We start from the raw sequence: 11,747 nt of genomic DNA, 5'->3' as shown, positions 1-11,747 counted from the left end.
GTTTCGCGCTGGTCGTTCCTCACCGCACCTATTTCGTACCGATCTGGTCCAGGGAAATGTCACGGCCGAAATAGCGCTCTGCGTTTTTGTATGCAATTTTCTCCGCGACGCCCCGAGGCAGCTTCGACAGCCAGAGCCTGTTCATCGTCATGATCTCGGAATAGCTGTCCCACTGGCTGTTGACCCACGTGTCGCTGCCGATCATCAGCCTGTCCTGAAAATCGAAAATGATCTCAAGCCATTGCGGGTCGAGGTTCTCCCCGCGCCCGAGAATGCTGTATTCGCGCAAGGAAGTGTCGGCGAGAAGCTCGGGATACTCATCCATCAGTTCGTAAACCTCCGGCGCAGCGGTGCTCAGTCCGGCATGGGCCCAGATGATCTTCACCTCGGGATCGAGACCGTAGAGCCAGCGGATCGGTTCCGTTCCCGAATGCACATGGAGATAAATGTCCCGCTCCTTTGCCATCGCGATGATCTTGCGGAACAACGGCTCGTCGGACATATCCAACTGCCGGATATGGAACTCTCCGATGCCCTCGTGCGGATAGCTTTCCAGCCGTTCTTCAAGGTAGGTGTCCATGCCCTCCGCCTTTGTCCAGTTCGAAGATCCGGCTGCACCGTGATAGGGGCGAAGCTCGGGCACGACCCTGTTGGGTGCGTATTCCCACAGCATGATGGTGCCCTCGTCCGGCGTGGAGGAAACCAGCGCCATGGCAACCCCGTTTTCGTCCATGAGTTCCACAACGCTGCTGACCGGATAGCGATCCCACGCCGGTTCCTTGTAGTGCACATGAGCATCGAACAACGGAAGGTTCCAGACATCATCCCCGATCGGCTCATGGTCTCCGTCGGCAGCGGCGACCGACATCAACAACGCAAGCAAGATGCCTGCAAAACCGGTTGTTAACTGCGCACCCGACATGCTTCCCCTTTCCAGCTTCCAGACTTTACCTACCAGACCCATCCATAAAATCGACTTTTTTATTATTTTTCCAATTAAATTGATGTTTGAGCCCGTTTGAACTGCAAAAATAGCGTTCAACCAAAGCCCTCACGACCATTTCATGATAAAATTCACAATGGTTCAGAGGAGGCCCTGCAATGCGTTCCGGAGATCTCACAATCCTGATCGGCACGACCAAGGGAGCCTTTCTTGTTGCCGGAGGTCGCGAGCGAACCGGTTGGACCGTCAAGGGACCTTGTTGCGACGGCTGGCCAATCAACCATGTGATCGGCGATCCGGAAACGGGCCGGCTCTGGGCCGGTGGCGGCGGTGACTGGAACGGGGCTGGCGTCTGGCGGTCCAGTGATGGCGGCGACAGCTGGGACCTGTCCAAGCTCACCAAGGGAAAGATCGACGACTGGGCGGCAATGGATCCTGATTTTGCCAAAATGATCGGATGGATCGATAAGCCCCTTCCCTTTACCGACACATTTTCCCAGATCTGGTCGCTCGGTCTCTCGAACGGAACTCTTTATGCGGGCACCAAACCTGCCATGCTCCTGAAAAGCGCCGATAACGGAGTCACCTTCGAAAATCTGGAGAGCCTTCAGAACCACCCTTCGGCAGAAAGCTGGAACCCGGGTGCGGCCGGTCTTGTCCTGCACACGATCGTCGGCGATCCGAAGAACCCGGAAAAACTCTGGATCGGTATTTCCGCGGCCGGTGTCTTTGCGACGGAAGATGGCGGCGCGAGCTGGGAACGGCGCAACCGCCTGTCCAATGCCGCCGCCTGCGAAGGGCACGCCCATCCGGCCGGACCAAAGGACGGAGAAACGGGCCACTGCGTACACAACATGATGCGTGCACCGGGCGACGCTGATCTGCTTTACCAGCAGAACCATCACGGGGTCTGGCGCTCGGCAGATGGCGGCCGCAGCTGGGACAGCATCAATGACGGGCTGCCCTCCACGTTCGGGTTCCCGATCCGGGTTCATCCGCGCGATCCCCAAACCGTCTGGACGTTTCCGCTCAACGGCGATGCCGCCGGCCGTTTTCCTCCGGATGCGGCAGCTGCAGTCTGGAAATCCTCGGACGGCGGGCAAAACTGGCAAGCCAAGCGCGAAGGATTGCCGCAAGAGGCGTGTTTCTTCACGGTTCTGCGCCAGGCGATGGCAGGCGATGAACGGGACCCGGCAGGTCTTTACTTCGGCACAAATTCAGGCTCGCTCTTCGCAAGCTTTGACGAAGGCGAAAGCTGGGAAGAAATCGCCCGGCACCTGCCGACAATCCTTTCCGTCGAAGTTCTCGATCGCATATAGACCCACCCCGGCTTGCAGACGCACCATCACGGCGGCACATACAGATAATGACAAATCAATTCTGTTTCGGTATACAGTCATTTGCAGTCAATTTACCGAAAGACGACACACCGCATGACCGACTGGCACCCCGACCTAAAGAACAGCGATGCCCCGCGCTACATTGCCATTGCCGACAGTATTGCATCCGACCTTTCCAGCGGCAGGCTCTCACCGGGTGACCGGCTTCCCGCACAGCGGCAACTGGCGAAGATCCTTGGCCTGGATTTTACGACGGTGGCGCGCGGCTATACGGAAGCAAGGCGGCGCGGCCTGTTGTCGTCCCAGGTTGGCAGCGGCACGTTTGTCACTGATCCGAGCGACGCAGGCTCCAAAGACCGCTCCGAGGCCGGCTCAACCCGGATCTGCGCGCCTGACTTTTCCATGAACCTGCCGCCGGAGCCAGGCGATCGTCAGCTTAACGCCAAAATGCAGGCGGGCTACCGCGCGCTCTCTGGCGAACTGATGCCGTTGCTGCGCTATCAGACCCTCGACACAGCCGAGCAGGATCAGCTTGCAGCAGCCCGCTGGCTTGAAAATACCGGCCTCCCGACCGAACCATCGCAGATCCTGTTCGCGTCCGGTGCCCAGTCCGCTCTGGGCCACATCCTGGCCGCAACAACGGAACCGGGCGATCAGCTTGCATGTGAAGACATCACCTATCCCGGCATCCGCTCACTTGCGGCCCAGTTCGGGCTGGAACTGATCGGGCTGGAGACCGATGAAGCCGGCGTCCTTCCCGACAGTTTGCACTCGGCCATAGGCGAAGGCCGTCTGAAAGCCCTCTACCTGAACCCGACAATTCAAAACCCGACAACAAAAACAGTTCCCTACCATCGCCGCAAAGAGCTTGTCGAATGCGCGGAAAGAGGCGGCATCGCAATTCTCGAAGACGACGCCTATGGTCAGCTTTGCCGCAAAGCGCCCCTTCCGTTCGCTGCGCTCGCACCCGAATCAACCTGGTATATCGGCTCCCTTTCCAAGACGCTCGGTGCAGGTTTGCGGCTCGCCTACGTTCTCGCGCCGGGCACCGGGGCGCGATGGAAATTCGCACGCGCAGTCAGAACATCACAGGTCATGCCGTCTCCGATCATGACCGCCCTGGCGACCCGCTGGATCGAAGACGGTACCGCCTTTCTGCTTCTCGATCACATCCGTTCGGAAAGCGCGGCAAGGCAGCAACTCGCCGCGCAGCATCTACACAGGCAGGACTATCTGGCCGATCCGGAAGGGTTTCACCTCTGGCTCGGGCTTCCTGGCGGCTGGACCCGCTCGGCCCTTGTCAGCCAGCTCCGGAACCTGCCGATCGGAATCACCGAGGCCGATGCATTCACGGCGCGCGGAACACCGGCCGAGCGTGTCCGCATAGGTCTTGGAGGTCCGGTGGACCGGACGCAGCTTGGGCATGCGCTTGAAGTCCTCTCGCAGACCCTCGAGGCATCACCAGTGGGGTCCTCCGTCTATTTCTGAGGGCGGGCGACGCTGAACGCAGAGCCGAAAGCAGCCAATTTGCCGCAGCGGAGTCTCTTGACTATGCGCCACAATATCATATTTTGACTGCATGCAATTACAGTCATTATATGAATGACGGCACAAAGCGAAACGCGATAAACGTGTTTCCGGAGATTTCGCAGGACTGGAAGGCCGATGAACACGAACCAGAGCTGGCCGAAGCTTTCACCGATCCAGACGGGTATCAAGGGCCGCTGCCCGCGTTGCGGCGAAGGCAAGATCTTTGACGGGTTCCTGAAGATGAAATCCGGCTGCAATCATTGCGGTCTCGACTACAGCTTCGCGGATCCCGCCGATGGCCCGGCCTTCTTCGTGATCTGCTTTGGCTGCGTGCCCGCGGTCGCTTTCGCGATCTGGCTCGAGATCGCCTTCACGGCCCCTTACTGGGTGCACCTGGTCACGACCCTGCCCCTGATCCTCCTCACCTGCATCCCGATGCTGAGACCATTGAAGGGATGGCTGGTCGCCAGCCAGTATTTCTACAAGGCCGAAGAAGGCAGGCTGGTGACGCCCGAGGACGACGTTACCCAAATCCAGCCGTGAGACCCGGGAGCCCCAAACCTGTGCTCACGTCTGGCAAGGCAGCGCATTCCGCCGGAATGCGCTGCTTCAATTTTCCGGTTTCGTCACGCGAATACCGCTCTAGCAGGGTCTGATCCAGACCGCCGTGTCATGAAAGGCCGCGCCGCCATAAGGCGCGACGGGATCGGCGCCGGTCAGCGTGTTGATACCCCTGCCGTCCTCGAATGCCGCGTTCGGCCAGATCCCCTCCGAGATCAGCGTTCCGGGAGCGACCGTCTCCACATGACGAGCATGAAGCGTGACAACACCGCGCGCGTTGCCCATTTTCACTTTCGCGCCGTCCTCAATGTCAAATCTGCCGGCATCATCCGGTCTGATCCAGACCTCGGGCCGCCCCTCCTTCTTGAGTGAAGTCTGCGTTTCGTTGAACGTGGAATTGAGGAAAGACCGCGCCGGCGATGTCGCCAGACGGAACGGATGTTCGCGATCGGCCAGTTCGATGCTGTCCCACTGGTCCGGGAACTCGGGAATGTCCGCAAATGGTCCGAAGACGGTCTCTCCGTCCGGCTTGTTGGGTGCCGGTGTTTTGCCCCAGTCAGGCCTGAAGTGAAACTTTCCGTCAGCGTGACCGAAGCCGTTGAGAAAGTGCGACGTTTCGAAGTCCGGCTGCATGTCACGCCACTTCTCCGTTTCAAGATCCGCCAAAGTGCCATAGCCTGAATTCTGAAGCATCCAGTCAATATGCTCGGCAGCGCTCATCTCGAATCCCGGATGAGGTCTTGAATCAACGCGCTTCGCGATCTCGTTGATAACAAATATGTTTTCCTTTGGCCCTTCCGGCGGCTCGACCGCTTTCGGACCCAGCGACAGGTACTGGTGGCCACCGCCCTTGTAGATATCGTCATGCTCCAGAAACTGGGTCGCCGGCAACACGATATCCGCCATTTTCGCGGTTTCTGTCAGGAATTGTTCGTGAACAACGGTGAAGAGATCCTCGCGCGCAAACCCTTGCTTGACGCGCTCCTGTTCCGGAGCCACCGAAACGGGATTGGTGTTCTGGATCAGGATGGCCTTGACCGGCGGGCCGCCACGCAAAGCGTCTTCGTCGCCGGTCAGGACCCGACCGATCAGGCTCTGATCGAGCGAGCGCACCTTCGTGTCTTTGAGCGAAGTGGCCTCGATCATTTCCTTGTTGAGCTGATAGATGGCGCCATTGTTGTGAAACGCGCCGCCGCCTTCATATTGCCAGCAACCGGTGACGCAGGCGATGGAAGCAGCGGCATGCATCGCGACAGCGCCATTTCGCTGGCGGGTGAAACCGTAGCCGAGCCGGAAAAACGTCTTTTTGGTTTCGCCGATCAGGGCGGCGACTTCCTCGATCCTGGCGGCATCCAGACCGGTGATCGCTGCGGCCCAATCCGGGGTCCGTGTCTTGAGATGCGCTTCGAGTTCGACGGGGCAGTCGGTATAGGCGTCAAGATAGTCCCGATCCGCGTGGCCATCCCGGAAAAGCACATGCATGATCGCGCAGGCGAGCGCCGCGTCCGTTCCCGGTTTCAAAACAAGGCCGATATCGGCCTGTTTCATGGTTTCCGTCTCGTAGACATCGACCACGATGACGCGTGCACCACGTTTCTTTCGCGCGGCAACCACATGGGTCATCACGTTGACCTGCGTCGCCACGGGATTGGTTCCCCAGATGACGATCTGATCGGAAAGCGCCATTTCACGCGGATCGGGCCCGGCCAGCCTGCCGGTTCCGGCAATGTAACCAGTCCAGGCCATATTCGTGCAAAAGCTGTCGAACTGGCGCGAATACCCTTTCGCGTGGCGCAGACGATGGATGCTGTCCCGCTGCACCTGTCCCATGGTCCCAGCGTAATAGTATGGCCAGATGCTTTCCGCCCCGAACTCCGCTTCGGCCTTAAGAAACGTCTGCGCGATCAGGTCCAGAGCCTCGTCCCAGGAAATCTCCTCGAAACGCCCCTCGCCCTTTTTGCCGACACGGCGCATCGGATTGACCAGGCGCTCGGGATGATAGAGCCGCTCCGGATAGCGCGCGACCTTCGCGCAGACGACGCCAGCAGTATAGGTGTTTTCCTTCGCCCCGTTCAGCCGGCGGATATCGCCATGCGGATAAAAGTGAACCTCGACGGCACAGGCCGAAGGGCAGTCATGCGGACAGGTGGAAAACGTGCTTTTCGGCGGCGGCTGATTCATTGCGTATCCATTCGGCTCTGCGCGATCTGACAGGCAGACCTCTCCTGACCTAATGAATAGCAAAGAAGACGCCGTCAAGCGCCTCCTTCGTCAATCCTTTGCCAGCAACCGGATCAGCTGCCGCTGCAGGGTGCCCGGCCACCCGGCCCGCCACGTTGCTGACGCGGTCCACGCTGGCCGCGCTTCGGCGGCGGCCCGCCCGGACGCAGCCGCGGCGGTGGACCACCCTGGACCTGGATCACCTGCGCCTCATTCAGATCGCCGATCGCAGCATAATCCTGGTCAGGCGCCTCGCTTTCTGGCCACAGGTCGCCGCGTCGCTGCCCCCGTCCCTTCAGCCTGGTGAAACTTGCGTCCGGATTGCCCATCCAGCATCTTGGAATGAACGGAAAACTATCCGTCAGAACATAGTGATAGGTTCCGTCCGGATATTCGGGTGTCACGGCAAAACGTCCGTTGCAGCGGTCGAGATCTCCGGCTCCGTTCACATATGCCCAGTCCTGCGTGAACTTGCCATTGTAGCGTCCACCAGGACCGCTCGGCCGGTTCCCGCTTTTCAGGCGATAGCTGCTTTCAAGTTTCTTCATCCGGGATTTCCCGGCAGGATCGGAATATCCGTGCTGGCCATAGATCGGAAAACCGTCGGCGGCATAGCCGATCATCGCGGGAACGGAACGTCCGCCGCTGGCAGAAACAACGCCGGTCGGGATGCCGTGATAGTGATAGGTTCCGTTCGGCTGGACATGCGCATTGTACTTGTCGAGGCCGAGCTTGCAGGCGCCGCCCAGCGCTTCATAGTTCCAGCCGGAACGCCGGTCATTCTGCCAGAATTCCGCCGTGCCGGAATCCATCACGACACCGTTGAGCGCGATCCCGAAAACGGAACCCTGCGCATCCCGGGGCTGGGCGTTCTTTCGCGGGTTGAGCGGAACCTTGAGGTTGTAGTTTTTCTTTGAAATGGCGTGGGGATTGTTTCGGTTCGGGAATTTCCCGGGTGGTTTGTTCGGATAGCCATTGGCGTGAATGCGCCTGGAGTTTCCCTGAACCGTTATGTCAGCGCTTGCCTCTGCCTGAGGAAGGAAGAGGTCCCAGATCTCATCCGACAGATGAATGTGTTCAACCGGTTGTTCTCCGCCTATTGGCGCTGCACTGTCGTGTGCAGCGGCCTGTGAAGCGATCAGCGCGCTTGCAAGCGCAAGACTTAAACGCATGCTTTCTATCTCCAGATCCAATGCCACGACTAAAATAGTATGACGGAGTCGGCCAAGGGGTGCTGTCGCCTTTTGGTATGAATATGTAACGGGGTGTATCAGGAGCGCGATTGAAAACAAAAAAAGCCGGCCCGACCGGACCGGCTTCCTATTCAGTTCAATGCGCTGTGCCCAATCAGCCGACCAGTTCGGTGCCGGAGAACCAGAATGCGATCTCGACGGCTGCGGTTTCCGGGGCATCGGAACCATGGACGGAGTTTTCACCGATGGACAGAGCGAATTCCTTGCGGATCGTTCCTGCGTCGGCTTCCGCCGGATTGGTCGCACCCATGACTTCACGGTTCTTGGCGATGGCGTTTTCACCTTCCAGCACCTGCACGACCGTCGGGCCGGAGGACATGAATTCCGTCAGTTCGCCGAAAAACGGACGTTCCTTGTGAACGGCATAAAAGGCTTCAGCTTCGCGCAGAGACATCCAGACGCGGCGGGACGCTACAACGCGCAGTCCTGCTTCTTCGAGCTTTGCGGTGATCGCACCGGTCAGGTTGCGCTTGGTCGCGTCCGGCTTGATCATGGAAAACGTGCGTTCAATCGCCATGGTTTCGTCTTTCTCGTTTCAAAGGGAGCCGACGCCATGCCGGTCCGGAATTTCAGAATTTTCGCGGCCTTAATAGCGGCGCTGCGCCTGAGCCGCAAGGGGCGCGCGCAAGACATTTTTGAGGGCGTTCGCGACTTGCCCGTTGCCCGCAAAAGCAACTGGAATTGCCGGGCAAGCCTGCATAGTCTGAGAAACGCGACTTGCGGACCGTTTTCACGTCGGCAATGATCTTCCAAGGAACCTGAACCGGCAGGACAATGTTCGTGCAAATACTACACCCTCTCCTGTCAGTGATCTGCCTGACGTTCGCGCTGACCCTTGGACCTTTTCAGACAGACAAGGCATCTGCCGATGACGCCGGCAGGTTCGAAGGTCTGCAATCAGACCTTCAGGCTCTCACCGAGGAGGAACGGGCCGAGTTCTTCGACTTTGTTGCCGGCAACACGGTTTTCGTGACCTATCACGAAGCCGGCCACATGCTTGTGTCCGAGCTGGAGCTTCCCGTACTTGCGCAGGAGGAAGACGCCGTCGACAATCTTGCCACCGTCTCCATGCTGGCCGCGGATACGGATGACATGGACGTCTATCTCACCCACGCGATGACCGGCTGGTTCCTGATGTCCGAAGAGGACTATGACGCCCTGGTCTTCTATGGCGAGCATGATCTGGACCAGCAGCGCGGCTATCGCATGCTGTGTCTGATGGTGGGTGCCGATGACGACGCTTTTCTGGATCTGGCCCAGGAGCTCGATCTTCCCGAAGACCGCATAGAAAGTTGCGCAGTGGACTACGAGCAAGCTGCGGATTCCTGGGAATACGTGACCGACCCCTTCGTCCGGGAAGAAGACACGGCGGCCGGTAGGATCAAGGTCATCCACGAGACTGCACCTAAAAATCTGGGATTTCTGGCCGCGTTTCTCAAAGAGACAAAAATCCTGGAAACGATCGCAGAGGAACTCGACACGCTTTACGACCTGCCCGAAAACGTAACCTTTCGCTCGGCGGCCTGCGGCGAAGACAACGCGTTCTGGGATGCAGACACGCGGGAAGTCATCATCTGCCATGAGTTGCTGGGCGGATTTGCCGAGCTTTATCTCGACCTGATTTCAGACGACGGCTGAGCCTTTTTCCGGAAAGCGCCCGGTGCATCACCGAACTGTCGGCGGAACTCGCGGTAGAAGTTGGACCGGGTCAGGAAACCGACCTGTTCATGTATCCGGGTGACCGGTTCATCGGTTTCGGTCAGCAGCCTGGCGGCCTCTTCCAGGCGAACCTGATTGACGAACTGACTGACATTGATACCGGCCACCTCATTGATCGCGATTGAAAGGTCACGGTCGGGTACACCGGTACGCCGTGCAAAGCGCGTGAGCGTCATTGCCGGGTCCCTGTAGAGGTTCTGCTCGATGAGGACCTGTCTTGCCTTGTCCGCGAGAGCTTTGTTGTCAGCGTTCGCCGGCTCTTTCTTCTCCGACTTGCGGCGTGGCACGCCCTGACGTGCGACGAAGACGGCGACCCCAAGTGCCGTTATGATGAAGGCGAGGCTTGCATAGGAGATCACCAGCGACGCGGTCTCCGGCATCTGCCGGGTGAAAAGCAGTGCGATCCAGACATCTGTCGCGATCGTTGCCAGCATGATCAGGATCGCGACTGCAAGGAGCCTGTGCAGGAAACGCGCCTGTCCTGTCGGTGCCTGTGACAGACGATCCGGTCCGCCCGCCCAGAGCCGGACCAGTAGAACGGTGTAAAGCGCGAAACTCAGCGCGATCAGCCCATCCACGAAGCCGGGAACCTGGACCGGCAACAGCATCGCGAGCGACAGAAACGCGGCAAAAGATCCGTTCCGCACGATCGACCGCTGCAATGTGTCCTTTGGCAAGGCAAGGGCCGCGAAGCCGAGATAGAGCGATGGCGCTATCCAGACGGGCAGGCTCCGTTGCAACGCGATGAGATCGACGACCCCATGCGCAAAGCGCAGGCCGACCAATCCCGCCTCGATACAAAGCAATGCAAAGAAAACGACGAAAAGCACCCTGCAAAGTCGTGGCAGAACGCGCCAGAAAAGCACCGACATCCCCAGTCCGAAGAAAACCGCAGCAAGCAGAAACGAAACCGGGATGCTGATCATGTCGTTGCCCGTCGAATAGACACTCTGTCCGACCTGTCCTTTATCACGATTAAGGACAGGACAGCGCCCCTCCGGTGATTGTCAACACCTTCATTGCACACCCATCTTGGCAGCGAACAAACCAGTATCGGAGGTCTTATGGCGATGCCTGATCCAAACACGTTTGCGGCAAACGCGCTGCGAACCACAACCGCTCTCCTCGTTTTCCTGCTGTTTCTTGCCGGTCCACCGGAAGCCACGGCGTCTTCTGTCCTGCCCTATGGGCCGGGCGTGTCGGAGCTGACCGTAACCGATACGCGCACCGACCGCCCGCTTTCCGGGAACGTCTGGTACCCGACATCGACACCGGAAAAACATGGCCGCGCAGACAAGAGCAAGGTGTGGCAGATGGCAGAAGCGGATCCGGACGGCGTTGCTGCCGAAGGGGCCTTCCCGCTCCTGGTGATTTCGCACGGAATGTACGGCAACACGCTCAATCAGGCCTGGCTGGGCTCTGCCCTGGCGCGCCACGGCTACATCGTGGCGATGGTCAATCACCCCGGGACCAGCACTTTTCTGCGCGATGCCGATCACGCGCGCGAATTGTGGGAACGGCCCGTGGATCTGTCGCGTCTGATCACGTTTCTGATTGAGCAGAGCGCGCTGGCCGATCGCATTGACCAAAGCAGAATTTTTGCCGCCGGCCACTCGCTCGGCGGATACACGGTGATGCTTCTCGCCGGTGCGCGGTTTGATGCCGGTCTCTACCAAAGCCTTTGCACGGGCGACAAATCGAATGTCGTGTGTCCGGTTCTGGAAGGCTGGTCGGTCGCGGAAAAAGATGCCGATCGTCGCGAAATGGAGATATCGCGGCAGGACGACCGCATAGCCAGGATCGTCAGCATGGATCTCGGCGGCACGCCGGTCCTGTCGCGTCAAAGCCTTGGAACGGTTGAGAAACCCGTTCTGGTTCTCGGCTCCGGGCGCGCAGACTTGCTCGATCAGGACATCGAATCACGCATGCTTGCAGCGCTTCTGCCCGAGGCGTCAACACGGCACGTCGAACTTACCGATGCCGGACATTTCGATTTCATGGGCATTTGCAAGCCGGAAGGCTATGAAATCCTGAAGGAACACGAACCGGGTGACGAGATCGTCTGCATCAAGGGCAGCGCCGAGCGAGAGGCGCAACACGGCCGGATCATCAGCGAACTGATCGATTTTTTCGACAGCGAGTGATCGCGTTAAGGACAATGCGCGCCGGCTGCGCCGCATT

Annotated in this window: 10 protein-coding genes; 5 read left to right on the top strand and 5 right to left on the bottom strand. The window is 59.1% G+C overall.

What is annotated here, in order from left to right; translation table 11 throughout:
- Positions 1 to 28: 28 nt before the first annotated feature.
- Positions 29 to 922, bottom strand: coding sequence for an amidohydrolase family protein (locus RBB49_RS14205; RefSeq protein WP_306143500.1), 894 nt, complete (start codon positions 920 to 922; stop codon positions 29 to 31).
- A gap of 179 nt (positions 923 to 1,101) precedes the next feature.
- On the opposite strand from RBB49_RS14205, the gene RBB49_RS14200 reads away from it, so the two are divergent.
- The 3 genes from RBB49_RS14200 (at position 1,102) to RBB49_RS14190 (ending at position 4,356) form a co-directional block, all read left to right on the top strand.
- Entirely contained in the window at positions 1,102 to 2,262 is a 1,161-nt protein-coding gene (locus RBB49_RS14200) for an exo-alpha-sialidase (RefSeq protein ID WP_306143499.1), read from the top strand.
- A gap of 114 nt (positions 2,263 to 2,376) precedes the next feature.
- Positions 2,377 to 3,771 (top strand): PLP-dependent aminotransferase family protein, encoded by a 1,395-nt coding sequence (locus RBB49_RS14195; RefSeq protein WP_306143498.1) that lies wholly within the window; start codon positions 2,377 to 2,379, stop codon positions 3,769 to 3,771.
- Positions 3,772 to 3,948: 177 nt separating this feature from the next.
- Positions 3,949 to 4,356, top strand: a complete 408-nt coding sequence (locus tag RBB49_RS14190) for a DUF983 domain-containing protein (protein WP_306143497.1) — start codon at positions 3,949 to 3,951, stop codon at positions 4,354 to 4,356.
- Between the two features lie 99 nt (positions 4,357 to 4,455).
- Here RBB49_RS14190 and RBB49_RS14185 read toward each other — a convergent pair whose 3' ends face one another.
- The 3 genes from RBB49_RS14185 to ndk all read right to left on the bottom strand — a co-directional run bounded on the left by RBB49_RS14185 (position 4,456) and on the right by ndk (position 8,364).
- The gene (locus RBB49_RS14185; protein ID WP_306143496.1) at positions 4,456 to 6,555 is read right to left on the bottom strand and encodes a molybdopterin-dependent oxidoreductase; all 2,100 of its coding nucleotides are present in this window, start codon (positions 6,553 to 6,555) and stop codon (positions 4,456 to 4,458) included.
- 113 nt (positions 6,556 to 6,668) lie between these two features.
- Positions 6,669 to 7,766 carry a YHYH protein gene (locus RBB49_RS14180; protein ID WP_306143495.1) on the bottom strand — a complete coding sequence of 366 codons (1,098 nt, stop codon included), beginning with the start codon at positions 7,764 to 7,766 and terminating at the stop codon, positions 6,669 to 6,671.
- A gap of 175 nt (positions 7,767 to 7,941) precedes the next feature.
- Complete coding sequence (gene ndk, locus RBB49_RS14175; protein WP_306143493.1) at positions 7,942 to 8,364, bottom strand: nucleoside-diphosphate kinase; 423 nt, start codon at positions 8,362 to 8,364, stop codon at positions 7,942 to 7,944.
- 263 nt (positions 8,365 to 8,627) lie between these two features.
- Between ndk and RBB49_RS14170 the strand changes: the two genes are divergently transcribed.
- On the top strand, positions 8,628 to 9,485 hold the full coding sequence (locus tag RBB49_RS14170) for a DUF4344 domain-containing metallopeptidase (RefSeq protein ID WP_306143492.1): 858 nt from the start codon (positions 8,628 to 8,630) through the stop codon (positions 9,483 to 9,485).
- Here RBB49_RS14170 and RBB49_RS14165 read toward each other — a convergent pair.
- Positions 9,455 to 10,492, bottom strand: coding sequence for an AraC family transcriptional regulator (locus tag RBB49_RS14165; protein WP_306143491.1), 1,038 nt, complete (start codon positions 10,490 to 10,492; stop codon positions 9,455 to 9,457). The genes RBB49_RS14170 and RBB49_RS14165 overlap by 31 nt on opposite strands.
- A gap of 144 nt (positions 10,493 to 10,636) precedes the next feature.
- Here RBB49_RS14165 and RBB49_RS14160 point away from each other — a divergent pair, with 144 nt between their 5' ends.
- Positions 10,637 to 11,710 carry a prolyl oligopeptidase family serine peptidase gene (locus RBB49_RS14160; RefSeq protein ID WP_306143490.1) on the top strand — a complete coding sequence of 358 codons (1,074 nt, stop codon included), beginning with the start codon at positions 10,637 to 10,639 and terminating at the stop codon, positions 11,708 to 11,710.
- Positions 11,711 to 11,747 lie beyond the last annotated feature (37 nt).

Origin of the sequence: Roseibium sp. MMSF_3412 (genome assembly GCF_030733265.1) — a bacterium.
GTDB lineage: Bacteria > Pseudomonadota > Alphaproteobacteria > Rhizobiales > Stappiaceae > Roseibium.
This window is presented reverse-complemented; position numbering and strand designations above follow the sequence as displayed.

Excerpts from the sequence above, each read along its gene's own strand:
- RBB49_RS14200 (WP_306143499.1), top strand. The coding sequence starts at position 1,102 with ATGCGTTCCGGAGATCTCACAATCCTGATCGGCACGACCAAGGGAGCC.
- RBB49_RS14195 (WP_306143498.1), top strand. The coding sequence starts at position 2,377 with ATGACCGACTGGCACCCCGACCTAAAGAACAGCGATGCCCCGCGCTAC.
- ndk (WP_306143493.1), bottom strand. The coding sequence starts at position 8,364 with ATGGCGATTGAACGCACGTTTTCCATGATCAAGCCGGACGCGACCAAG.
- RBB49_RS14205 (WP_306143500.1), bottom strand. The coding sequence starts at position 922 with ATGTCGGGTGCGCAGTTAACAACCGGTTTTGCAGGCATCTTGCTTGCG.
- RBB49_RS14180 (WP_306143495.1), bottom strand. The coding sequence starts at position 7,766 with ATGCGTTTAAGTCTTGCGCTTGCAAGCGCGCTGATCGCTTCACAGGCC.
- RBB49_RS14165 (WP_306143491.1), bottom strand. The coding sequence starts at position 10,492 with ATGATCAGCATCCCGGTTTCGTTTCTGCTTGCTGCGGTTTTCTTCGGA.
- RBB49_RS14160 (WP_306143490.1), top strand. The coding sequence starts at position 10,637 with ATGCCTGATCCAAACACGTTTGCGGCAAACGCGCTGCGAACCACAACC.
- RBB49_RS14185 (WP_306143496.1), bottom strand. The coding sequence starts at position 6,555 with ATGAATCAGCCGCCGCCGAAAAGCACGTTTTCCACCTGTCCGCATGAC.
- RBB49_RS14190 (WP_306143497.1), top strand. The coding sequence starts at position 3,949 with ATGAACACGAACCAGAGCTGGCCGAAGCTTTCACCGATCCAGACGGGT.